Annotated in this window: 21 protein-coding genes; 12 read left to right on the top strand and 9 right to left on the bottom strand. The window is 65.4% G+C overall.

The window, feature by feature from the left end; translation table 11 throughout:
* Window positions 1-174 precede the first annotated feature (174 nt).
* From iolG to MUU56_RS09925, 6 genes are all read right to left on the bottom strand, one after another.
* Entirely contained in the window at window positions 175-1,167 is a 993-nt protein-coding gene (gene iolG, locus MUU56_RS09950; RefSeq protein WP_244767138.1) for an inositol 2-dehydrogenase, read from the bottom strand.
* Between the two features lie 127 nt (window positions 1,168-1,294).
* Window positions 1,295-2,314 carry an ABC transporter permease gene (locus MUU56_RS09945; RefSeq protein ID WP_244767137.1) on the bottom strand — a complete coding sequence of 340 codons (1,020 nt, stop codon included), beginning with the start codon at window positions 2,312-2,314 and terminating at the stop codon, window positions 1,295-1,297.
* Between the two features lie 52 nt (window positions 2,315-2,366).
* Window positions 2,367-3,905 carry a sugar ABC transporter ATP-binding protein gene (locus MUU56_RS09940; protein WP_244767169.1) on the bottom strand — a complete coding sequence of 513 codons (1,539 nt, stop codon included), beginning with the start codon at window positions 3,903-3,905 and terminating at the stop codon, window positions 2,367-2,369.
* A gap of 104 nt (window positions 3,906-4,009) precedes the next feature.
* The gene (locus MUU56_RS09935; protein ID WP_244767136.1) at window positions 4,010-4,939 is read right to left on the bottom strand and encodes a sugar ABC transporter substrate-binding protein; all 930 of its coding nucleotides are present in this window, start codon (window positions 4,937-4,939) and stop codon (window positions 4,010-4,012) included.
* A 257-nt stretch (window positions 4,940-5,196) separates the two neighbouring features.
* The gene (locus tag MUU56_RS09930) at window positions 5,197-6,009 is read right to left on the bottom strand and encodes a TIM barrel protein (RefSeq protein WP_244767135.1); all 813 of its coding nucleotides are present in this window, start codon (window positions 6,007-6,009) and stop codon (window positions 5,197-5,199) included.
* A 164-nt stretch (window positions 6,010-6,173) separates the two neighbouring features.
* Complete coding sequence (locus MUU56_RS09925; RefSeq protein ID WP_244767134.1) at window positions 6,174-7,205, bottom strand: LacI family DNA-binding transcriptional regulator; 1,032 nt, start codon at window positions 7,203-7,205, stop codon at window positions 6,174-6,176.
* A 162-nt stretch (window positions 7,206-7,367) separates the two neighbouring features.
* On the opposite strand from MUU56_RS09925, the gene MUU56_RS09920 reads away from it, so the two are divergent.
* The 5 genes from MUU56_RS09920 to MUU56_RS09900 are packed head-to-tail and all read left to right on the top strand — an operon-like array spanning window position 7,368 to window position 11,170.
* On the top strand, window positions 7,368-8,453 hold the full coding sequence (locus MUU56_RS09920) for a fatty acid desaturase family protein (RefSeq protein WP_244767133.1): 1,086 nt from the start codon (window positions 7,368-7,370) through the stop codon (window positions 8,451-8,453).
* Between the two features lie 26 nt (window positions 8,454-8,479).
* Window positions 8,480-8,794 carry a MocE family 2Fe-2S type ferredoxin gene (locus MUU56_RS09915; protein ID WP_133032655.1) on the top strand — a complete coding sequence of 105 codons (315 nt, stop codon included), beginning with the start codon at window positions 8,480-8,482 and terminating at the stop codon, window positions 8,792-8,794.
* Window positions 8,795-8,846: 52 nt separating this feature from the next.
* On the top strand, window positions 8,847-10,070 hold the full coding sequence (locus tag MUU56_RS09910; protein ID WP_244767132.1) for an NAD(P)/FAD-dependent oxidoreductase: 1,224 nt from the start codon (window positions 8,847-8,849) through the stop codon (window positions 10,068-10,070).
* A 20-nt stretch (window positions 10,071-10,090) separates the two neighbouring features.
* Window positions 10,091-10,885: a 3-methyl-2-oxobutanoate hydroxymethyltransferase gene (locus MUU56_RS09905; RefSeq protein WP_244767131.1), complete on the top strand. Its 795-nt coding sequence runs from the start codon at window positions 10,091-10,093 to the stop codon at window positions 10,883-10,885.
* Between the two features lie 60 nt (window positions 10,886-10,945).
* Entirely contained in the window at window positions 10,946-11,170 is a 225-nt protein-coding gene (locus MUU56_RS09900; RefSeq protein ID WP_244767130.1) for a hypothetical protein, read from the top strand.
* A 30-nt stretch (window positions 11,171-11,200) separates the two neighbouring features.
* Here MUU56_RS09900 and MUU56_RS09895 read toward each other — a convergent pair whose 3' ends face one another.
* Together MUU56_RS09895 and MUU56_RS09890 are read right to left on the bottom strand one after the other, a co-directional pair.
* Window positions 11,201-11,704 carry a hypothetical protein gene (locus MUU56_RS09895; protein ID WP_244767129.1) on the bottom strand — a complete coding sequence of 168 codons (504 nt, stop codon included), beginning with the start codon at window positions 11,702-11,704 and terminating at the stop codon, window positions 11,201-11,203.
* A gap of 11 nt (window positions 11,705-11,715) precedes the next feature.
* A complete protein-coding gene (locus tag MUU56_RS09890) occupies window positions 11,716-12,723 on the bottom strand; it encodes a LysR family transcriptional regulator (protein ID WP_244767128.1) in 1,008 nt (335 codons plus the stop codon).
* 256 nt (window positions 12,724-12,979) lie between these two features.
* On the opposite strand from MUU56_RS09890, the gene chvE reads away from it, so the two are divergent.
* From chvE to MUU56_RS09855, 7 genes are all read left to right on the top strand, one after another.
* The gene (chvE, locus tag MUU56_RS09885; RefSeq protein WP_244767127.1) at window positions 12,980-14,053 is read left to right on the top strand and encodes a multiple monosaccharide ABC transporter substrate-binding protein; all 1,074 of its coding nucleotides are present in this window, start codon (window positions 12,980-12,982) and stop codon (window positions 14,051-14,053) included.
* Window positions 14,054-14,171: 118 nt separating this feature from the next.
* Window positions 14,172-15,707 carry a multiple monosaccharide ABC transporter ATP-binding protein gene (gene mmsA / locus MUU56_RS09880; RefSeq protein WP_244767126.1) on the top strand — a complete coding sequence of 512 codons (1,536 nt, stop codon included), beginning with the start codon at window positions 14,172-14,174 and terminating at the stop codon, window positions 15,705-15,707.
* Window positions 15,707-16,915, top strand: a complete 1,209-nt coding sequence (gene mmsB, locus MUU56_RS09875) for a multiple monosaccharide ABC transporter permease (RefSeq protein ID WP_244767125.1) — start codon at window positions 15,707-15,709, stop codon at window positions 16,913-16,915. Before mmsA ends, mmsB begins: the two co-directional genes overlap by 1 nt.
* A gap of 129 nt (window positions 16,916-17,044) precedes the next feature.
* Window positions 17,045-18,040 (top strand): AraD1 family protein, encoded by a 996-nt coding sequence (gene araD1, locus MUU56_RS09870; protein ID WP_244767124.1) that lies wholly within the window; start codon window positions 17,045-17,047, stop codon window positions 18,038-18,040.
* A 48-nt stretch (window positions 18,041-18,088) separates the two neighbouring features.
* Window positions 18,089-19,522 (top strand): aldehyde dehydrogenase family protein, encoded by a 1,434-nt coding sequence (locus tag MUU56_RS09865; protein WP_244767123.1) that lies wholly within the window; start codon window positions 18,089-18,091, stop codon window positions 19,520-19,522.
* Window positions 19,523-19,575: 53 nt separating this feature from the next.
* Window positions 19,576-21,315 (top strand): L-arabinonate dehydratase, encoded by a 1,740-nt coding sequence (araD, locus tag MUU56_RS09860; RefSeq protein ID WP_244767122.1) that lies wholly within the window; start codon window positions 19,576-19,578, stop codon window positions 21,313-21,315.
* A 194-nt stretch (window positions 21,316-21,509) separates the two neighbouring features.
* Window positions 21,510-22,211 (top strand): hypothetical protein, encoded by a 702-nt coding sequence (locus tag MUU56_RS09855; RefSeq protein WP_244767121.1) that lies wholly within the window; start codon window positions 21,510-21,512, stop codon window positions 22,209-22,211.
* 101 nt (window positions 22,212-22,312) lie between these two features.
* On the opposite strand, the gene MUU56_RS09850 is transcribed toward MUU56_RS09855, so the two are convergent.
* Window positions 22,313-23,134, bottom strand: coding sequence for a transglutaminase family protein (locus tag MUU56_RS09850; RefSeq protein WP_244767120.1), 822 nt, complete (start codon window positions 23,132-23,134; stop codon window positions 22,313-22,315).
* Between the last annotated feature and the right edge of the window lie 2 nt (window positions 23,135-23,136).

Raw genomic sequence — 23,136 nt, 5'->3', positions numbered from 1 at the left:
ACAAACGGCGGCCTGGATCCTCTCGGCCTCCTTCCCGCAACCATCTTACATCAGACCAAACACACAGGATCCTCGGGGCAAGCCCGAGGATGACGGAGGAGGGGGCGGGCGGGGCCTAAACAAAAAGACCGGGCGAAAAAATCGCCCGGCCAGATGCTTGGGAGGCGGTTTCCGTCAGGCGACGGAGATCTGGCGCTTTTCCTCGACCGACGTCACGGCCGCATCGGCAAGCGCAAGGGCTGCGAGGCCGTCGGCGCCGGAGGGCGAGATGGTCGCGCCCTTCTCGATGGCGGCGATGAAGGCCGCGATTTCGTTGGCATAGGCTTCCGTGTAGCGGGTCATGAAGAAGTCGTGCAGCGGCGGGCGGGTGTAGCCGTCGCCGTTGGCGACCTCGATGGAGACCGGGCGCTGGTTCTCGGCAGACACCATGCCTTTCGAGCCGTGCACCTCGATGCGCTGGTCGTAGCCATAGGTGGCGCGGCGCGAGTTGGAGATGACGGCCTGCTTGCCGGACTTGGTCTGCAGGATGACGGAGACGCTGTCATAGTCGCCGGCCTTGCCGATCTCCGGATCGACCAGCACGGCGGCGGTGGCGGAGACCGAGACGACCTCCTCGCCGAGCAGGAAGCGGGCCATGTCGAAGTCGTGGATCGTCATGTCGCGGAAGATGCCGCCGGAGCGCTTGATATAGTCGACCAGCGGGGCGCCGGGGTCGCGCGACGTGATCGTCACCATCTCGACATCGCCGATGCGGCCGTCGTCGATCGCCTGCCTGACGGCCATGAAGTGCGGGTCGAAGCGGCGGTTGAAGCCGACCATCAGCTTGCCCTTGGTCTCGTCGACCACCTTCATGCAGGCCTTCACGCGCTCGACGTCGAGGTCGATGGGCTTTTCGCAGAAAATGGCTTTTCCAGCGCGGGAGAAGCGCTCGATGAGGTCGGCATGGGTGTCGGTCGGCGTGCAGATCACGACGGCGTCGATGTCCTTCGCCGCTTCGATCGCCTCGATGGTGCGGACCTCGCAGCCATACTGCCTGGCGATGGCGTCCGCCGCGGCGGGGAACGCATCGGCGACGGCGACGAGCACGGCATCGGGATTGCCGGTCACGGCCTTGGCGTGAACCTTGCCGATGCGGCCGGCGCCGAGAAGACCAAATCTTACAGTCATGTTGTCCTCGTTATGTGGGGGAGCGAATAGGGGATAGCGAGTAGCGAATAGGGATTGGGTAATAGGAAGAGTGCGCTATCTGCTTAATAACTATTCGCTATTCGCCACTCCCTATTCGCTTGCAACGTCACGTCTTGCGCTTCTTCTGCCGGTAGACGTCGACGACGACGGCGGCGACGATGATGATGCCCTTGACGATCTCCTGGTAGAAAGCATCGACGCGCAGGAAGGTAAAGCCCGATGTCATGACACCGAGGATGACGGTGCCGATGACCGTGCCGGTGATGCGTCCGACGCCACCGGCAAGCGAGGTGCCGCCGATGACGGTCGCGGCAATCGCATCGAGTTCGTACATCACGCCCATGCCGGCCTGAGCGGTCTGGGCGCGGGCCGCGGTGACGACGCCGGCAAGCCCGGCGAGCGCCCCGGCAATGGCGTAGACCTTGACGAGATGGGATTCGACATTGATGCCGGAGACGCGGGCGGCCTGCACGTTGGCGCCGATCGCGTAGGTGAACTTGCCGTAGCGGGTATAGCGCAGCGCGATATGGAAGATGACGGCGACGACGAGGAAGATCACGACGGGCCAGATGCCGGTGCCGATGAAGTTGAACTGTTCCGTCAGGCCCGAGACCGGCTGGCCCTTGGTGTACCACTTGGAGATGCCGCGGGCGGAGACCATCATGCCGAGGGTGGCGATGAAGGGCGGGATCTTCGTCTTGGCGATGAGCTGGCCGTTGATGAAGCCGGCGAGCAGGCCGACGCCGATGCCGAGCGCGACGGGCACGATGACCGGCATGTCCGTCAGCGCGGGATAGAGCGCGCGCGGCCAGGTGGACGCCTGCGCCAGCGAGGCGGTGAACATCGCCGTCATGCCGACGACCGAGCCGGAGGAGAGATCGATGCCGCCGGTGATGATCACCTGCGTGACGCCGACGGCGATGATGCCGATGACCGAGACCTGCAGGATGATGATCGTCAGGCGCTGCGGGTTCATCAGGAAGCTCTGGCCGACGAAGATCCAGCCGAGGATTTCATAGACCAGCGCAATACCGATCAGGACGAGAAAGATGTTGAGTTCCGGCGGGAGCCGGCGGGCAGATTTCTGCGCAGCGGCCTGGGCCTGCGCGGCGGAATTCGTGCTCATGATTACCTCCCTTGCGGCCGCCCGGCGGCCCTGAATATTCCTTGGGCTGATTTCACTGGGCAGCCAGTTCCATGACCTTGACCTGCGTGGCCTCCGCCCGGTCGAGAATGCCGGTGACGCGGCCCTCGTGCATGACCATGACGCGGTCGCTCATGCCGAGCACTTCCGGCATTTCCGACGAGATCATGATGACGGCGACGCCGTCGCGGGCGAGCTCGGTGACGAAGCGATGGATTTCCGCCTTGGCGCCGACATCGATGCCGCGGGTCGGCTCGTCGAGGATGAGGATGCGCGGATGGGTAAGCAGCCAGCGGCCGATCAGCACCTTCTGCTGGTTGCCGCCTGACAGGTTCTCGATGCGCTCGTGAAGGTTCGGCGTCTTCACCCGCAGCTTCCGGCTCATCTCCTCGCAGACCTTGGTCAGCTCGCCCTCGGCGACGAAGCCGTTCTTGACGAACTTGTCCTGGAGGACGGCGATCTGCATGTTTTCCAGGATGTCGAGGATCAAGAGACAGCCGGTGTCCTTGCGGTCTTCCGTCAGGAACGCCATGCGATGGCGGATCGCCGTGTTCGGGCTGTCGATGGTCACCGGCTTGCCGTTGATCTCGATGCTGCCCGAGGTGGCCGGCGTCACGCCGAAGATCGTCTCGGCGACGTTCGAGCGGCCCGAGCCGACGAGGCCGGCAAGGCCGAGGATCTCGCCGGCGCGCACGTCGAAGGACACGTCGTGGAACACGCCCTTGAGGGTGAGGTTTTTCACCGAGAGGACGACGTCGCCGATCGGCACCTCCTCCTTCGGGAACATCTGGGTGATCTCGCGGCCGACCATCATGCGGATGATGTCGTCGCGCGTCACGTCGATCGAGGCATGCGTGCCGATATACTTGCCGTCGCGGAACACCGAGAATTCGTCGGCGATCTCGAACAGCTCGTTCATCTTGTGGGTGATGTAGACGATACCGATGCCCTGCGCGCGCAAATCCCGGATGATGGTGAAGAGATGCTCCACCTCGCGCTCGGTCAGCGCCGAGGTCGGCTCGTCCATGATGAGCACGTCGCTCTCGTAGGAAACGGCCTTGGCGATCTCGACCATCTGGCGATTGGCCACCGAAAGGTCGCGCACCTGGGTTTCCGGGTCCATCACGATGTTGAGGCGCTTGAAGAGTGCGGCCGTCTTGCGGTGCATCTCGCCGTGGTCGACGAAGCCGAAGCGGTTCTTCGGCTCGCGGCGGATCCAGATGTTCTCGGCGACCGTCATGAAGGGCATCAGGTTGAGTTCCTGATGGATCATGGCGATGCCGTTCTCCAGCGCGTCGAGCGGCGATTGCAGGCGGATCTTCTGGCCCTTGAGCAGCACCTCGCCCTGGTCGGGCGTATAGATGCCGGCGAGGATCTTCATCAGCGTGGATTTGCCCGCGCCGTTCTCGCCCATCAGCGCATGCACGGTGCCGCGCTTCAGCTTGAACTCGACGTCGTCAAGCGCGACGACGCCCGGAAATTCCTTACGGATACCTTCCGCGGACAGCAGATATTCGGCATTCGGAATGGCGCCGTTCCCCCCACCCGCGGCCTGGGGGGGCGGCCTCCCCAGCGCCCCCCCCCCCCCGCACCACCCCCACCCGGGTCGGCCGCGCCCCCGCTCGGGGCCCCGCGTCCATAGCAGTCTAGCGGTTTTCCGCGACCGGTGGGAACCGGTCAGTTCTTCGACTGGAAGTCGGCGATGTTGGCCGGGGTCACGAGCTGGAAGGGAATGTACACCTTGGTGTCGACCTGCTCGCCCCTGGCCAGCTTCAGCGCGGCATCGACCGAGCCCTTGCCCTGGCCGGCGGCATCCTGGAACACCGTCACGTCGAGGTCGCCGGCTGCCATGGCGGCAAGCGCGTCCTGCGTGGCGTCGATGCCGGCGACGACGACGCTGTCCATCGAGCGGCCGGCAGCCTTCAGCGCCTGGATGGCACCGATCGCCATCTCGTCATTGTTGGAGATGACGGCGTCGAACTCCAGGCCGGCGGAGAGCCAGTTGGTCATGAGGTCGGAGCCCTGCGTGCGCGACCAGTTGGCGGTCTGCTCCTCGACGATTTCGAGGCCCTTGCACTCGTCGGTGGCGATGACGTCCTTGATGTCCTGGGTGCGCACGCGTGCGGCCTGGTTGGAAAGCTCGCCCATCATGACGACGACCTTGCCCTTGCCGTTCAGCAGGCGGCAGACTTCCTTGGTTTCCAGCGTGCCGGATTCCTTTTCGTCGGAAGCCACGAAGGCCTGCTTTTCCGGCAGCTCGTTGACGTTGACCGGCTCGCGGTTGACATAGACCAGCGGAATGCCCGCATCGGCCGCGGCCTTGGAGAGCGCGGCGGTCGCGTCGGTATCGACCGGGTTCACGATGATGGCGCTGACGCCCGAGGCGATGAAGTTCTGCACCTGGCTCTGCTGCTTGGCGACGTCGTTCTGGGCGTCCTCGATCTGCAGCTCGACGCCGTCGAGGGTCTTGGCGTAATCGGACATGCCGTTGCGCAGGACGGTCAGGAAGTTGTCGTCGAACAGCGCCATGGACACGCCGATCGTCTCGGCATGGGCGGCGGTGGACATCATCACGGCAAGCGCCGAGCTCAGAATGAATTTTTTCATGTCGTTCTCCTCCTCAACGTGGCGTCCGGCAGCGCCACTCGATTGTCCGGACAGCTGGCCCTTGCGGGCAGCCGGCCCCTTGCTCCTCCCGGGAGGCAAGGGGCCAAAACAGAATAAACAAACCGCGAATTCCGTATTGCGGAATGTTTATTCCATTTTCTGCTCGGGACGTCAAGCCCGTTCCATTTTTCAGGACCGGGAATCCCGCAAGGCCCTGGGGAAAAGTGCCGGCGGACAGGCCGCCGGCCCCGCCGGCCCTAGATGTTTTCGCGGATGAAGGCGACGCTCTGCGCCACGGCCGCCCTGGGGTCGATGACGTCGTGTACGGACGGTGAAAAGGGCTCGAAGGAGAGCGGTCCCGCATAGCCGGCGGTGGCCAAGGCCTTGATCTGGCTGATGTTTCCGAGCCGGTCCTGCGGGCCGACCAGGACGCGGTGGCCGTCGCGCATGGCGGGAACGGTGACATCGGCATCCTCGACGCCGGAAATATGGACGAGGCCGGTGAGCGCCGCGAAGAGGTCGGGCTCGCCGGCGAGGTGATGGTGGAACGTGTCGTGCACAAGGCGGAATGTCTGTTCCCCGTCCACGGCCTCGATCGCCTCGGCAGCCTCGCGCTTGGAGCGCAGCGAGCAGATCTCGAAGCCGAGCGGCTCGACGAGGCCGATGATTCCGGCCGCAGTCAGCATCGGCTTCAGGGCGGCCAGCGCCTCGGCAAGGTTGGCCTGCCGCTCGCCGTCGGCCTGGCCGGTGCCGTCGTTCTTCGGCACGAGCACGAGCGCCCGGGCGCCCGCCGCCGCGGCGTAGTCGATGAGCTCCTTCGCCTCGGCAGCGCGGGCGGGCGTCCATTCGTTGAAGCGCTGGAGCGCATTGATCGAGATGATCGTGACGCCGTGGCGGGCGGCGAGCGCCTTCACCTCGGCTGGCGTGGTGCCGTCCAGGATGGCGTTGCCGTCAAGGTCGTTGCGGATCTCGACCTTCGTGATGCCGAGCGAGACGGCGAGGGCGAAGAAGGCGTCGAGGTTCAGCGCGGGCGCCGTCATGTGGTTGAGGGCGAAATCAAGGGGCGGCATGGAATGGAGGTCCTCCGGTCTTCGGGGGCCGCCGACAGGGCGGCCTCGCATGCACGCATGAGGATCGGGAAGCGCTTGACGGGCGTCAAAGCCGAAGGCGCCGGCCACGCCCTCATTGCTGACAGATTCATCGGCTGGATGATGGAAAACCATCATCCAGCCTGTCAGATGTTCTCGGGAAGGAAGATATCGAAGGGCAGGAACGTCTGCCCGGGCACGGCAGCCTCGCCCTTCTCGATGGCCGTCACCATCAGCGAGACGAGCTCGCGGCAGAGGGCGGGCAGGGGCGTGCTGATCGCCATGGTGACGACGTTGTCCGCAAGGCCGGCCTTCGATTCGGGCGTGAGTTCGTTGACGATGAGCTGGATCTTCCCGCCGTAACCCTCTTCACGGATGGCGGAAATCGCGCCTTCCATGCCGCCGCCGGCGACATAGAGGCCGACGAGATCGGGGTGCTGGGCGAGCAGGTTGGCGGTCGCCTCGTGGGTGATCTCGCTGGTGTCGAGATTGACGAGCGTGTCCAGCACCTCGAAATCCTGGCCCTTCTCGCGGAAGAAGGAGCGGAAGCCCATCTCGCGCAGCTCGTGGCCGTGGAAGCGGTGGCTGCCGACGAAGATCGCCACCTTGCCGGGCCGGCGGGCGCCGCGGGCGATCATCCAGGCCGCCGTGCGGCCGACCTTCATGTTGTTGAGGCCGATATAGCCCTGGCGCACGTCCATGGCGAAGTCGGAGAGCAGGCAGAAGAGAGGAATGCCCCGGTTCCTCAGGTCCTCCACCATGGCGGTCGTCGCCGGATAGTCGGGGGCGACGACGGCGAGGGCCTGGTTGCGGGCGGAGAGCTGCCGCAGCATGTCCGTCATCGCGGCCGGCGTCTGCGCGTTGATGAAGTCGACCTGCGGCACGATGCGTGCCGTGGTGCAGGCATTGCAGGCGATCTCGATCTCGCGCGCGAAATTCTGGTAGAAGGCCTGGCCCGGGCGCTGGAAGCTGAAACCCAGCCGGTATTGCGGCAGGTCCTCGAAGACCCGCTGCCGGATGAGCCCGATCGCGTGATAGCCGATCGCATTGGCGGCATCGTAGACCCGCCGCGCCGTTTCCTCGCGCACCTTGTGGCGCCCGTTCAGCACGCGGTCGACCGTCGCCACGCTGACGCCGGCGGCCTTCGCCAGATCCGTAATGGTGGGTCGCGATGCCATGGTCCCCTCCCTGAAATCTTTCCATCAAAGCGGAATGATAGTGAATGATGGAATTTGATGCATTCTATCATGGCGGGATTGAGAGATGCAAGCAGGGGCGGTATCGTTCGTGCATCAGACGAGGCGGTGCCTGCAAGCGCCGCCGCAGGGAGGAGACGAGGGATGAAGCCGACGAAGCGGGATTACAGCCTTCTTGGCCGCGATGCCGAGGCCGCCGTGGCCAATGGCCTGGCCGCGGCCGAATGGTATCACACCGAAATCGCCCGCAAGGACATGAAGGCGCTGATGCAGCGCAGCGACGCGCCGGCGATCCGCGACACCGCGATCTGGCTCGGTACCATGCTGGTCACCGGGGCTGCCGGCATCTGGCTGTGGGGCAGCTGGTGGGCGGTGCCGTTCTTCCTCGTCTATGGCGTGCTCTATGGCTCGGCCTCCGACAGCCGCTGGCACGAATGCGGCCACGGCACGGCCTTCAAGACGATGTGGATGAACGACGCCGTCTACCAGATCGCCTGCTTCATGATCATGCGCAACCCGGTGACCTGGCGCTGGAGCCACACGCGCCACCACACGGATACGGTCATCGTCGGCCGTGATCCGGAGATCGCCGTGATGCGTCCGCCGGACCTCGCGCGCCTCGTGCTCAATTTCTTCGGCCTGCTCGATGCCTGGCATGCCGTCATCGACATGCTGCGCAATGCGGCGGGCGTGATGAGCGCGGCGGAAAAGACCTTCATTCCCGCCTCCGAGCAGCCGAAGGCGATCCGCATCGCCCGCATCTGGCTCGCCATCTACGGTGCGACCATCGCCCTCTGTTTCGCGCTCGGCTCGATCCTGCCGGCCATGCTCATCGGCCTGCCGCGGCTTTATGGCGCCTGGCATCATGTCTTGACGGGACTGCTCCAGCATGGCGGCCTTGCCGACAATGTCATCGACCACCGGCTGAACAGCCGCACCGTCTACATGAACCCGGTCAGCCGCTTCATCTACTGGAACATGAACTACCATGTGGAGCACCACATGTTCCCGATGGTGCCCTACCATGCGCTGCCGCGGCTGCATGCGATGATCAAGCACGACCTGCCGGCGCCGAACCCGTCCATGTGGCACGGCTACCGGGAGATGCTCCCCGCCTTCCTGCGCCAGCTCCGCAACGAGGACTACTTCCTCAAGCGCGACCTGCCCGCGACGGCGCGGCCCTACAAGGAAGAATTCCACAGCGAGCCGGCCGTCGCGGCCGCCGAATAAACCAGCACATCATCGGAGGAGAGACCATGAGCGACACCTGGATCGAGGTCTGCGCAGCGGACGAGATCGACGAGGAGGATGTCATCCGCTTCGACCATGCAGGCCGCACCTTCGCGATCTATCGCAGCCCGGAAGACACCTATCATGCGACGGACGGGCTCTGCACCCACGAGAAGATCCACCTCGCCGACGGGCTGGTGATGGATCACATCATCGAATGTCCCAAGCATAACGGCCGCTTCGACTACAAGACCGGCGAGGCCAAGGGCGCACCGGTCTGCGTCGACCTCAGGACCTATCCGGTCAAGGTCGAGGGCGGCACGGTCTTCATCGGGCTCTAGCTTTCTTGTTTTCGCGGTTCCGGCTGCCGGAACCGCCCGGGAGGATCACGCCATGGCGGATTTCGTCATCGTCGGCGCCGGCGAATGCGGCGCGCGCGCAGCCTTCGCGCTCAGGGAAAAGGGTTTCGACGGCACGATCACCCTGATCGGCAGCGAAACGCATCTGCCCTATGAGCGTCCGCCGCTTTCCAAGGAGGCGCTGGTCGCCGGCGCCGGCCCGAAGCTCGTCGCGGACGCGGAGCGTTATGCCGCCGCCGGTATCGCGGTGCTTTCCGGCCGCACGGTCCTTGAGATCGACCGGGCCGGCCGGCGGGTACGGCTCGGCGACGGCACTGCGCTTCCCTATGACAAATTGCTGCTGGCGACCGGGGCGCGTCCGCGCACGCTGCCGGGCATGGCCTGCGGCGGGCGCATCGCCGCCCTTCGCAGCCATGACGATGCAACGCGCATTCGCGCCCATCTCGTGGAGGGAAGCCACGTCGCCATTCTCGGCGGCGGCTTCATCGGCCTGGAGCTGGCGGCGAGCGCCCGCAAGCTCGGTGCGAGCGTGACGCTCGTCGAGGGCCTGCCGCGCGTCCTCAGCCGCGGCGTGCCGGCGGAGATCGCCGCGATCGTCGCCAGCCGCCATGCGGCCGAAGGCGTCGAGGTGCTGTGCGGCGCGAAGGTTGCCGGCATCGAGGAGCGGCCGGGCGAGGTTCGCCTCACGCTGGAGGACGGCCGCGTCGTCTCGGCCAGCCTGCTGGTCGTCGGCATCGGCGCCGTGCCGAACACGGAACTGGCGGAGGCGGCGGGGCTTGCCGTGGACAACGGCATCGCCGTCGACGGCCTGCTGCGCACCTCCGATCCGGATATCCTCGCGGCCGGCGACTGCACGTCCTATCCGCTGCCGCTCTACGGCGACCGGCGCGTCCGGCTCGAATCCTGGCGCAATGCGCAGGAGCAGGGCCAGCTTGCGGCGGCCAACATGCTCGGCGGCGGGGAAGCGCATTGTGCCGTGCCGTGGTTCTGGTCGGACCAGTACGACATGACGCTGCAGATCGCGGGGCTGGCCGACGGCGCGGCGACGACCGTGCGGCGCGACCTCGGCGAGGGCGCCTTCCTCCTCTTCCATCTCGATGCCGAGGGCCGGCTGATCGCGGCAAGCGGCATCGGCAAGGGCAATGCGGTCGCCCGCGACATCCGCCTTGCGGAAATGCTGATCGCCGCCCGTCGGCATCCCGATCCGGCCGCGCTCGCCGCGCCGGAAACCAAACTGAAGACATTGCTTGCCGCCTGAAGGGCGGTCCGGAGGACAGGATGAAGACCAAAAGACCAACCGTTGCCGACCTCAAGGCGATGAAGGGCAAGCGGCAGCTCACCATGCTGCGCGTCGTGACGCTGGAGGAGGCGGAGGCCGCCGAGAAGGCGGGCATCGACCTCGTCTCCGTGCCGCCGGCGCTGCTGGGGCCGGCCTTCCGCGAGGCCGCGCCCACGGTCTTTGCCTTTCCGGGACTGGAATATGGCGATTTCGTCACCGCGGACGATTACCTGCGCGGCGCCTTCCGGGCGATGAAGGCGGGGGGCGATGCCGTCTATTGCGCCGCCGGGCTTTCCACCGTCCGGCGCCTGCGCGAGGAGGGCATCCCGGTCTGCGGCCATGTCGGGCTCATCCCCTCCAAGGCCACCTGGACCGGCGGTTTCCGCGCCGTCGGCAAGACGGCCGAGAGCGCGATGGAAATCTTCCGGCAGGTGAGGGCTCTGGAGGAGGCAGGCGCCTTCGCGGCCGAAATCGAGGTGGTGCCCGGCGAGATCGCCGCGGCGATCAGCGCGAGGACGGGGCTCGTCATGCTCTCCATGGGCGCGGGCACGGGCTGCGATGCGCAATATCTCTTCGCCGAGGACGTGCTCGGCCAGAACCGCGGGCACTATCCGCGCCATGCCAAGGTCTACCGCAACTTCGCCGCCGAATACGACCGGCTGCAGCAGGAGCGCATCGCCGCCTTCCGCGAATATGCCGACGACGTGCGCTCGGGCGCCTATCCCGAAAAGGGTCACCTGGTCGACATCGCGCCGGCCGAGCTTGCGGCGTTCCTGGACCGGGTCGATGCTTGAAAGCCGTTCCCTCGCGCGGGAAAACCGCCTATGTAGGCGCTGAAGCGTGAGGAGACGTTCATGAAATTCATCGATCCCGATCATCCGTTCTACCGTCCGCTCTGGCGGCGGCTGCTTTTGGTCGGGGTCTGCGCTGCCTGGACGGCGGTGGAATTCTACAATGGCGAGCAGACCTGGGGCACGATCTTCCTCGTCGTCTCGGCCTATGCCTTCGCGCAGCTCATCCTCTTCTTCAAGCCCTCCGATCCGGCCGCAAAGCCGCCGGAGCAGGAGCCGAAGGGCTAAGGCGCGTCGCGATGGTTTTCGCGACAGGGCTCAGCGCGACAGGCCGAGGCTCCTTTCGACATTGATCCGCCGGATCGTCTCGTCGATCAGCATGTTGGCGATCTTCATGCGCAGGGTCGCATTGGCACGCAGTTCCTCCGGCGCGCGGTCGGGATGGTTTTCCCGGGCAAAGCCACGCCTACGGGCGAGCAGTTCGTCCACGCTTTCCCTGCCGTCAAGGCCAAGGTCGCTGGCCACCTCCTCCGGCGCGATGCGCAGGAGATGCGGCGGGGGCGGAGGCGGTTCGGCGGGCGCCGGTTGCTCCGGCTCGACCGGGGCGGGCTCCTCGTAGAGATCGAGATAGGCGGCGGCGGCCTGGGAGCCGGAGACGAAGGCGCCGCCCGTGCCGAGGCCGGCGAAGCCGGAGGGCAGGCCGCGCACCTCGGCCTGGACGTCATCGTCGGGGGCTTCGTCCTCCGCCTCTTCCCCGGCGGCCTGGCGCGCCTCGGCCTTCAGCCGTTCCAGCACGGATTCGAACACGGTCATGCCGAACATGAAAGGCCTCCTCAGTCCGGCGCCAGCATCCGGCTGCGTTGCAGGATCAGATCATAGAGCAGTTTGGCGCTCGGCGGCAGCGCCCTGCCTTTGACGGAGATAAGGCTGTACGGCTTGATGTCGATCTCGAAATCGGTGTTGAGGATGCTGATTTCGCCCGCCTGCGCGCCGACATCGGCGATGAAGACGGCCATGTCGCGGGCGACGGGGGCGATCGCGTTCGAGCCGCAGACGATGGCGGTCGTCAGCAGGATGGACGAGGTGTTGACCACGGTGGACGGCAGCGGCACGCCGGCGGCGAGGAACAGCTCCTCGATGCGCCGGCGTAAAAGCGTGCCGGCCGGCTGGAAGACCCAGTCGTAGTGCGGCAGGTCGGCAAGGCTGGCGACGGGCTTTTCGAGCAGCGGATGGCCCTTGCGCACGATGAGGCAGGCCTTTTCGATGCCGATCTCGGTGACGTTGAAGAGCCGCGGATTGAGATCGTCGGGCACGCGGGCGATGATGAAGTCCTGCCGCGCCGCCAGCAGCTCGCGCGCGAGCACGTTGCTCGTCTCCACGCGCACGTTCACCTCGATGCCGGGATAGGCGGCGCTGACCTGCTGGATCGCCGGCACGGCGAGGCTGATCGCCGGCGCGGTCACCGAGCCGAGGAAGACCGAGCCGCCGGTGCCGGATTTCAGGGCGGACAGCTCGCGGTCGACTTCACGCAGCTCCAGAAGAATGGTGCGCGCGCGCCGCGCGAAAGCCCGGCCGAAGGCGGTGAGCGCCACGCCGCGCGAGACGCGCTCGCACAGCTGCGCCTTGAGGATGGTCTCCATTTCCGTCAGCATGCGGGAGGCAGCGGGCTGCGAGATGTTCAGCGCATCGGCTGCCGCGCTGACCTGCCTGTGCTCCTCGATGGCGACGATCATGCGCAGATGGCTGAGCTTCAGGCCGCTGCGCAGGAGGCCGACGCTCTGGAGATCGCTACCGCCCTCGCCGGGGAAGAGCTGTTCGTCGACGTCATCGTCCAAACGCATCGTTACCTCGATCGATAAAAATAGTATATATCCGATACTATATACCAATTTTGATATCGAATTAGAAGCTCATTGCATTTGACAGTTATGGCAATTCGGTGGACGTTGCGCCAATGTGCGCTGGGGTCCTTGGGAGTGGGGACCGGCGGGCTTTCTGCCCTCCAGTCCAGGCCGTCGTCTGAATGCGACCCCGCCCGTGCACAGAACAATGCCTGGCTGCAATTTCGGCCAGTGCGCACCAGGGAGAGACCTTTCAATGAAAATGATCACTTCGCTTCTCGCCGCCGCTGCCATCAGCGTCGCGTCGTTCGTGGCGCCGTCCTTCGCCCAGGACAAGGGCATGGTCGGCATTTCCATGCCCACCAAGACCTCGACCCGCTGGATTTCCGACGGCGAGACGATGGAAAAGCTTTTCAAGGAAGCCGGCTACACGCCGGACCTGCAGTTCGCTGACGACGATATCCCGAACCAGCTCGCCCAGATCGAGAACATGGTCACCAAGGGCGCCAAGGTGCTCGTGATCGGCGCCATCGACGGCACGACGCTGTCCGACATCCTCCAGAAGTCGGCCGATGCCGGCGTGAAGGTCATCGCCTACGACCGTCTGATCCGCGATTCGGGCAATGTCGACTACTACGCCACCTTCGACAATTTCCAGGTCGGCGTCCTCCAGGCCACGAGCCTCGTCGACGGCCTGAAGGCGAAGTTCCCGGATACCAAGCCGTGGAACGTCGAGCTTTTCGGTGGTTCGCCGGACGACAACAATGCCTTCTTCTTCTATGACGGCGCGATGTCGGTTCTCCAGCCGCTGATCGACAGCGGCGACATCGTCATCAAGTCGGGCCAGACCGGCATGGAAACCGTCGGCACGCTGCGCTGGGACGGCGCGGTCGCGCAGGCCCGCATGGAGAACCTGCTCTCCTCGACCTACACCGACGGCCGCGTCGATGGCGTGCTCTCGCCCTATGACGGTCTGTCCATCGGCATCCTGTCGGCCCTGAAGGGCGTCGGCTACGGCTCGGGCGACCAGCCGATGGCCGTCGTTACCGGCCAGGACGCCGAGCTGCCTTCCGTCAAGTCGATCCTCGCCGACGAGCAGTATTCGACGGTCTTCAAGGACACGCGCGAGCTCGCCAAGGTCACGGTCGGCATGGTCAACGCGATCCTCGACGGCAAGGAGCCGGAAGTGAACGACACCAAGACCTATGACAACGGCGTCAAGGTCGTTCCGTCCTACCTCTTGAAGCCCGTCGCCGTCGACAAGTCCAACGCGGAACAGATCCTCGTCACGGACTCGGGCTACTACACGGCCGACCAGATCAAGAACTGATCGTTTCTTCCCACTCCGGGTTCGCGCCGACCAGCGCGAACCCTCTTTTCTCCGGATCGCAGAGCGAATAGGCTCGCTTTCCCCTCTATGGGGTTGGCCGGCCGCTGGAAACTGTTACATGAGCAAGACCCTTCTCGAAATGCGCGGCATCACGAAGACGTTTCCGGGTGTGAAGGCCCTCGACAACGTCAACCTGAAGGTCCGCGAAGGCGAGATCCACGCCCTTGTCGGCGAGAACGGCGCCGGCAAATCCACCCTCATGAAGGTGCTGAGCGGCGTCTATCCGGCCGGCTCCTACGAGGGCGACATCCATTTCGACGGCGAGGTCCGCCGCTTCTCCACGATCTCCGACAGCGAGCATCTGGGTATCATCATCATCCACCAGGAGCTGGCGCTGGTGCCGCTGCTGTCGATCGCGGAGAACATCTTCCTCGGCAACGAGGTGGCGACGAACGGCGTGATCGACTGGAAGCTCGCCTTCCGCCGCACGCAGGAACTGCTCGACAAGGTCGGCCTTAGGGAGCCGCCGGGCACGCTGATCACCGATATCGGCGTCGGCAAGCAGCAGCTCGTCGAGATCGCCAAGGCGCTCTCCAAGAAGGTGCGCCTGCTCATCCTCGACGAGCCGACCGCCTCGCTGAACGAGAAGGACTCCGACGCGCTTTTGAAGCTGCTCATGGAGTTCCGCAGCCAGGGCATGACCTCGATCATCATCTCGCACAAGCTGAACGAGATCAAAAAGGTCGCCGACCAGATCACCATCCTGCGCGATGGCGGCACCGTCGAGACGCTGGACTGTCATCACGAGGACATTTCCGAGGACCGCATCATCAAGGGCATGGTCGGCCGCGAGATGGAGGACCGCTATCCCCCGCGCGAGCCGAAGATCGGCGAGACGCTGCTCGAGGTGAAGAACTGGAACGTCTTCCACCAGCACCACCGCGACCGGCAGTTCCTGCACGACGTCAGCTTCGCCGTGCGTGCCGGCGAGGTGGTCGGCATTGCCGGCCTGATGGGCGCGGGACGCACCGAAACGGCGATGAGCCTCTTCGGCAGGAGCTGGGGGCACAAGATCACCGGCGACGTCTTCATGCGCGGCAAGCCGGTGGATGTGAGCACGATCCCGAAGGCGATCGAGGCCGGCCTTGCCTATGTGACCGAGGACCGCAAGCAGCTCGGCCTCGTGCTGATCGACAACATCATGCACAACACGACGCTCGCCAATCTCGGCGGCGTTTCGAAGGCGACGGTCATCGACAACCGGCAGGAGGCCAAGGTCGCCTCCGGCTATCGCCAGAAGCTGCGCATCCGCTCGCACTCGATCTATCAGGAAGCGGTCAATCTTTCGGGCGGCAATCAGCAGAAGGTCGTGCTGTCGAAATGGCTCTTCACCAATCCCGAGGTTCTGATCCTCGATGAACCCACGCGCGGCATCGATGTCGGCGCCAAGTTCGAAATCTATACAATCATCAACCAGCTTGCCGCCGAGGGCAAGGGCATCCTGATGATCTCGTCGGAGATGCCGGAACTGCTCGGGACCTGCGATCGCATCTATGTCATGAACGAAGGACGCATCGTGGCCGAGCTTTCCAAGGCGGAAGCGAGCCAGGAATCCATCATGCGCGCCATCATGCGCTCCGGGGAGAAACACTGATGTCCACCGATACCGCGACCAAGACAACCCAGCCTTCGGTGGGAGACTATCTGCGCAGGAACATCCGCGAATACGGCCTGCTCGTCGCGCTCGTCGTGATCATGATCTTCTTCCAGGTCATTACCCAGGGCGTGCTCTTCCGCCCGGTCAACATCACCAATCTGGTGCTGCAGAACTCGTTCATCGTCATCATGGCGCTGGGCATGCTGCTGATCATCGTGGCGGGGCATATCGACCTCTCGGTCGGATCCATCGTCGCCTTCATCGGCGCGATCTCGGCGATCATGCTGGTGAAATGGGGAATGCCGGCGATCATCGTCGTGCCGCTCTGCATTTTCGTCGGGGCCCTGATGGGCGCGGCGCAGGGCTATTGGGTCGCCTACCAGAAGATCCCGTCCTTCATCGTCACGCTTGCCGGCATGCTCGTCTTCCGCGGCATGACCTATGTCGTGCTCGGCGGCCGTCCGGTCGGCCCGTTCCCGAAGGACTTCCAGATCCTCTCCACGGGCTTCGTGCCGGATTTCCTGTCGCTCACGGACCCCGCGACCAGCCTCATCAAGAACTATTTCGCCCTTCTCGTCGTCATCCTGCTGGTCGGCTATGCCATCTATGCCGGGCTTCGCGAGCGCCGCATGAACGCGCTGCACGAGACGGAGAACGAGCCCTTCGCCTTCTTCGCCGTTCAGATGGCGATCATCAGCGCGGTGGCGATCTTTCTCGGCTTCCAGCTCTCGACCTATCGCGGCCTGCCGAACGTTCTCGTCGTCATGGGCCTGCTCATCGCACTCTACACGTTCGTCACGACCCGCACGACGATCGGCCGGCGCATCTACGCCATGGGCGGCAACGAGAAAGCGGCGAAGCTCTCGGGTATCAACACCGAGCGGCTGACCTTCTACACCTTCGTCAACATGGGGGCGCTCGCCGCGCTCGCCGGCATGATCATCGCGGCCCGCCTCAACTCGGCGACGCCGAAGGCCGGCGTCGGCTTCGAGCTCGACGTCATCGCGGCCTGCTTCATCGGCGGTGCCTCGGCCTCGGGCGGCGTGGGCAAGATCACCGGCGCAGTCATCGGCGCCTTCATCATGGGCGTCATGAACAACGGCATGTCGATCATGGGCATCGGCATCGACTACCAGCAGCTCATCAAGGGCCTGGTGCTGCTCGCCGCCGTGTTCTTCGACGTCTACAACAAGAACAAGGGCTGACCGGGGAACACCGGTCCGCCCAAGGATTGCAAACGTGTTTGACCGGCTGCGGATGCGGCCAGTGCGGTGACGTCTGTCCCCGCAGGTGCGGAGCTTTGGCCGGGTCCAGGCTTCAGGAAGGAAACGAAAATGCTGATGTCACAGGTCGCAAATGCCGACGGTTCGATCACGGTGGTCGTGCGCGAGGAGGGTGGCGAGGGCCGCGCGGTGAAGGGGGCGGACAGCGTCTACGCGCTCGCCATGGAAGCCGCCAACAGCGGGCAGTCCCTGAAGGCCGTCATCGACGCGAAGGGCCTCGGCGAGGCCGTCGATCTGGAGGCGGCCTATGCCGCGGGCCGGCTGCTCTCGCCGATCACCCATCCGGACGCCGCCCATCTCCACCTGACCGGTACGGGCCTCACCCATCTCGGCTCCGCGGCCACGCGCGATTCCATGCACAAGAAGGCGGCGGAGGCGGCCGAGGAGACCCTGACCGATTCCATGAAGATGTTCCGCATGGGCCTTGAAAACGGCAAGCCGAAGCCCGGCGAAAAGGGCGTGCAGCCGGAATGGTTCTACAAGGGCAACGGCACGCAGGCGGTGGCGCCGGGTAGCCCGCTCACCTCGCCCTCCTTCGCGCTCGATGGCGGCGAGGAGCCGGAAATGGCCGGTATCTATGTCATCGCCGCCGACGGCGCGCCCTTCCGCATCGGCTTTGCCGTGTCAAACGAATTCTCCGACCATGTGACGGAGCGCATCAACTATCTCTACCTCGCCCATTCGAAGCTTCGCCAGGCGAGCTTCGGACCGGAGATCCGCGTCGGCGCCGCGCCGGACGATATCCGCGGTTTCTCGCGCATTGTCCGCGGCGGCAAGGTTCTGTGGGAAAAGCCCTTCGTCTCCGGCGAGGCGAACATGTCCCACACCTTCGCCAACCTCGAATACCACCATTTCAAATACGGCCTGTTCCGTGCCCCGGGCGATATCCATGTTCATATGTTCGGCACGGCGACGCTCTCCTTCGGCGACGGCATCCGCACCGAGGCGGGGGATGTGTTCGAGATCGGAGCCGACGGTTTCGGCCTGCCGCTGCGCAATCCCTTGGCGATTGCCAGGGAAGAAGAGATCGAAATCCGCCAATTGTAGGGGATGTGCCGCCTTCGTGCGGGACGGGACAGACAGGAGGCCTTGCCCATGACGCTCCACCAGAACCTGATTGCCGGCGAATGGGTCGGCACGGACGCGATCCGGAACATCAACCCGTCGAACACGGACGAAGTGGTGGGCGAATATGCCCGCGCCTCCGCCGAGGACACCAGGGCGGCGATCGGAGCGGCCAAGGCCGCGTTTCCGGCCTGGTCGCGCTCCGGCATCCTGGAGCGCCATGCGATCCTCAGGAAGACCGCCGACGAGATTTTGGCCCGCAAGGACGAGCTCGGCCGGCTGCTCTCGCGCGAGGAGGGCAAGACGCTGGCCGAAGGCATCGGCGAGACGGTGCGCGCCGGCCAGATCTTCGATTTCTTCGCGGGCGAAACCTTGCGCCTTGCCGGCGAGACGCTGCCTTCGGTGCGCCCGAATATCGGCGTCGAGATCACCCGCGAGCCGGTCGGCGTCGTCGGCATCATCACGCCCTGGAACTTCCCGATCGCCATCCCGGCCTGGAAGATCGCGCCGGCGCTCGCCTATGGCAACACGGTTGTCTTCAAGCCCGCCGAACTTGTGCCCGGCTGTTCCTGGGCCATTGTCGATATCCTCGTGCGTGCCGGCCTGCCGAAGGGCGTGCTCAACCTCGTCATGGGCAAGGGCTCCGTCGTCGGCCAGACCATGCTCGACAGTCCCGACGTCAACGCCATCACCTTCACGGGGTCCACCGGCACCGGAAAACGCGTCGCGCTCGCCTCCGTCGAGCATAACCGCAAGTACCAGCTGGAGATGGGCGGAAAGAACCCCTTCGTCGTGCTCGACGACGCGGACCTTTCCGTCGCCGTGGAAGCCGCCGTCAACTCGGCCTTCTTCTCCACCGGCCAGCGCTGCACGGCCTCCTCGCGCGTCATCGTGACGGAAGGCATCCATGACAGATTCGTCGCCGCCGTCGGCGAGCGGCTGAAGAGCGTCGTCGTCGATGATGCCCTGAAGGCCGGCACGCATATCGGCCCGGTCGTCGACGAGAGCCAGCTCAAGCAGGACACGGACTATATCGAGATCGGCCAAAAGGAAGGCGCGAAGCTTGCCTTCGGCGGCGAGCGCCTGAAGCGGGACACGCCCGGCTTCTACCTCGCGCCGGCGCTCTTCACCGAGGCGACGAACGACATGCGCATTTCGCGCGAGGAGATCTTCGGCCCGGTCGCCGCGGTCATCCGCGTCAAGGACTATGAGGAAGCGCTCGCCGTCGCCAACGACACGCCGTTCGGCCTCTCCTCCGGCATCGCCACGACCAGCCTCAAGCATGCCACGCATTTCAAGCGCAATGCGGAGGCCGGCATGGTCATGGTCAACCTGCCGACGGCGGGCGTCGATTTCCATGTGCCCTTCGGCGGGCGCAAGGGCTCGTCCCATGGCCCGCGCGAGCAGGGCCGCTATGCCAGCGAATTCTACACAACCGTCAAGACCGCCTACACCCTGGCGTGAGACAAAGGCCGGCCGGTGCCCTGCGCCGGACGGCCCCTTCAAGGACTGGAAAGATGAAGAAGAAAGCCGAATGGCCGCGCAGGCTGAGATCGCAGGAATGGTACGGCGGCACCAGCCGCGACGTGATCTACCATCGCGGCTGGATGAAGAACCAGGGCTACCCGCACGACCTGTTCGACGGTCGCCCCGTCATCGGCATCCTCAACACCTGGTCGGACATGACGCCGTGCAACGGCCACCTGCGCGAGCTCGCCGAGAAGGTGAAGGCCGGCGTCTGGGAGGCGGGCGGCTTCCCGCTCGAAGTGCCGGTGTTCTCGGCCTCGGAAAACACCTTCCGTCCCACGGCGATGATGTACCGCAACCTCGCCGCGCTCGCGGTGGAGGAGGCGATCCGCGGCCAGCCGATGGACGGCTGCGTGCTGATGGTCGGCTGCGACAAGACCACGCCGTCCCTCCTGATGGGCGCGGCCTCGGTGGACCTGCCGTCGATCGTCGTCACCGGCGGTCCCATGCTGAACGGTTATTTCCGCGGCGAGCGCGTCGGCTCGGGCACGCATCTGTGGAAATTCTCCGAGATGGTGAAGGCCGGCGAGATGACGCAGGCCGAGTTCCTCGAGGCCGAGGCGTCGATGAGCCGTTCGTCGGGCACCTGCAACACGATGGGCACGGCCTCCACCATGGCCTCCATGGCCGAGGCGCTGGGCATGGCGCTGTCCGGCAATGCCGCGATCCCGGCGGTCGATTCGCGTCGCAGGGTGATGGCGCAGCTTACCGGCCGGCGCATCGTCCAGATGGTCAAGGACGACCTGAAGCCGTCGGACGTCCTGACGAAGGACGCCTTCGAGAACGCCATCCGCACCAATGCGGCCATCGGCGGCTCGACCAATGCGGTGATCCATCTGCTCGCCATCGCCGGCCGGGTCGGCGTCGACCTGACGCTGGACGACTGGGACCGCTGCGGCCGCGACGTGCCGACCGTCGTCAACCTGATGCCCTCTGGCAAGTACCTGATGGAGGAGTTCTTCTATGCCGGCGGCCTGCCGGTGGTGCTGAAGCGCCTCGGCGAGGCCGGCCTTCTGCACAAGGACGCGCTGACGGTATCGGGCGAGGCGATGTGGGACGAGGTCAAGGACGTCGTCAACTGGAACGAGGACGTGATCCTGCCGGCGGAGAAGGCGCTGACGCAATCGGGCGGTATCGTCGTGCTGCGCGGCAATCTCGCGCCGAAGGGGGCGGTGCTGAAACCCTCGGCCGCCTCGCCGCATCTTCTGACGCACCGGGGCAGGGCGGTCGTGTTCGAGGACATCGACGACTACAAGGCCAAGATCAACGATGACGCTCTCGACATTGACGAGACCTGCGTCATGGTCATGAAGAACTGTGGGCCGAAGGGCTATCCGGGCATGGCCGAGGTGGGCAATATGGGCCTGCCGCCGAAGGTGCTGAAAAAGGGCATCACTGACATGGTGCGCATCTCCGACGCGCGCATGTCGGGCACGGCCTATGGCACCGTCGTCCTGCACACCTCCCCGGAAGCGGCCGTCGGCGGGCCGCTTGCGGTCGTCAGGAACGGCGACATGATCGAGCTCGACGTGCCGAACCGGCGCCTGCATCTCGACATTTCCGAGGAGGAACTGGCGCGCCGGCTTGCTGCATGGACGCCGAACCACGACCTGCCCACCTCCGGCTACGCCTGGCTGCACCAGCAGCACGTCCAGGGTGCCGATACCGGCGCCGACCTCGATTTCCTCAAGGGCTGCCGCGGCAGCGCGGTCGGCAAGGACAGCCATTGAGTTTTCGGGCGCGGTCCTCGGATCGCGCCCTTTGTCTCATTTCGGCACGCTTGTGCGCGTTTTCCCGCCTGTCGCAAGGTTTCCTTTCCCTTTGCACCGCGTCGGTTGCATCCGTGCGGAACTGCGCGCGGTCGTTCGACCTTCGTTTCGCAAGGCCGGTCCACTCCCGGGCCGGTCACGAAAGGGAGGTTCCCATGTCTGGAACGTCAAATCGCAAATCGCTTCTCCGCCTCTCGGCCGGTGTGCTGGTCGCGGCGGTTCTTGCCCTGCCGGCGCAGGCGGCCGATCGCGGCAAGCGGGATGGCCTCGGGCTCGGCGTCGGTGTCAGCGTCGGCGGCATAAAGGCCGGTGCGGATGCCCGGGTCGGAGGCAGCAGAGGGCTCGTCGACGCGGATGTCCGGGCGCGGGCCGGCGGCCGGGATGGCCTCAAGGCCGATGCCAAGGCGAATGTCGGCGGCAGCCGGGGGCTTGCCGATGCAGATGTGAAAGCGGGCGTTGGCGGGCGGGACGGCGTGAATGCGCGTGCCAAGGCCAATGTCGGCGGCTCGGACAGCCTTGCCGATGCGGATATCCGGGCAACGGTCGGCGGGCATGACGGTCTTGCGGCCGGGGTCGGTGCGACGGTGGGCGGGCGCGGCCTCGTCGATGCGGATGTCGATGTCAGCCTCGGCGACGACGACGCGTTCACCCGGCCGGATCGCCGCGACCCGCGCACGCCCGGCGACGACGACCGGTGGCGCACCGATCCGGATGACCGCACCGTCGTGCGCGAATTCTCGCGGCTTTCCGGCGGCGAGCGTATGCAGCTCATCAAGCGCTGCCGCGGCGTCACCAGCGATGGTTACGATGCGGCGCTGGTGAAACTCTGCCGCCTGCTCGAAACGGCAGCGCGTTAAAGCATCGGCACAGGCCCTTAAAGCGATTTCGATTTAAGGGCCTGTGATTCGATTCAGGGATTTACGGCGCGTTTTGCGCATCCTGATTCAAGTCCGGCCGGTCAGCTCTGGCTCTGCGACTGGCTCTGTCCGGCGGGCGCCACCGTGATGGCGACGCTCATCGTTTCGGCCGAGTGCCCGAGCACCATGCCGGAAACGGGAGCGGCGTCCTTGTAGTCGAGGCCGGTCGACAGGCGCACATAGCGTGCATCCGGGCAGATCTTGTTGGCTGCATCGAAGCCGACCCAGCCGAGGCCCTGCAGGTGCACCTCCGCCCAGGCATGGCTTGCCGTCTGCTCGGGCGTTTCCATCAGCAGGTAGCCCGAGACATAGCGGGCCGGCAGGCCGAGATGGCGCGCGGCGGAAAGGAAGACATGGGCGTGGTCCTGGCAGACGCCCTGCTTCTTCTCCAGGGCCTGCTCGGCCGTAGTGTCGGAGGCGGTTTCGCCCGGCTTGTAGGCGACGGTCTCGTGGATGGCGGCCATCAGCGCATGCATGTGCGCGAGCTCATTCTCGCCGCTGGCAGATTTGGCAAGGTCGCGGACCAGCTTGCCGGGCCTGGTCAGCGGCGTTTCGCGCAGATAGAGCCAGAGCGGCACGAAGCCCTGGTGCGGTCCGAAGACGCCGGCGCGGTCTTCCGTCTCCACCTCGCCTTCCGCGACGATGCGGATCGCCACCTGCTCGGCATTGGTGCTGACGAGATCGACATGATTGCCGAAGTGATCGGTATAGCCGGCCTCCAGCCGCGCGCCGTGCACGGTGGTCGCCCATGCGCGAACGATCTGGCCCGGCTGCGTCTTCGGCGTCAGGCGAAGCCGCTGCAGGGAATACTGCACCGGATCTTCATAGTGATATTCGGTCGTGTGGCTGATCTTCAGTCGCATCG

Source organism: Shinella yambaruensis (assembly GCF_022899355.1).
GTDB lineage: Bacteria > Pseudomonadota > Alphaproteobacteria > Rhizobiales > Rhizobiaceae > Shinella > Shinella yambaruensis.
Note: the sequence above shows the minus strand (reverse complement) of the source record. Positions and strands in the feature narration are given on the sequence as shown.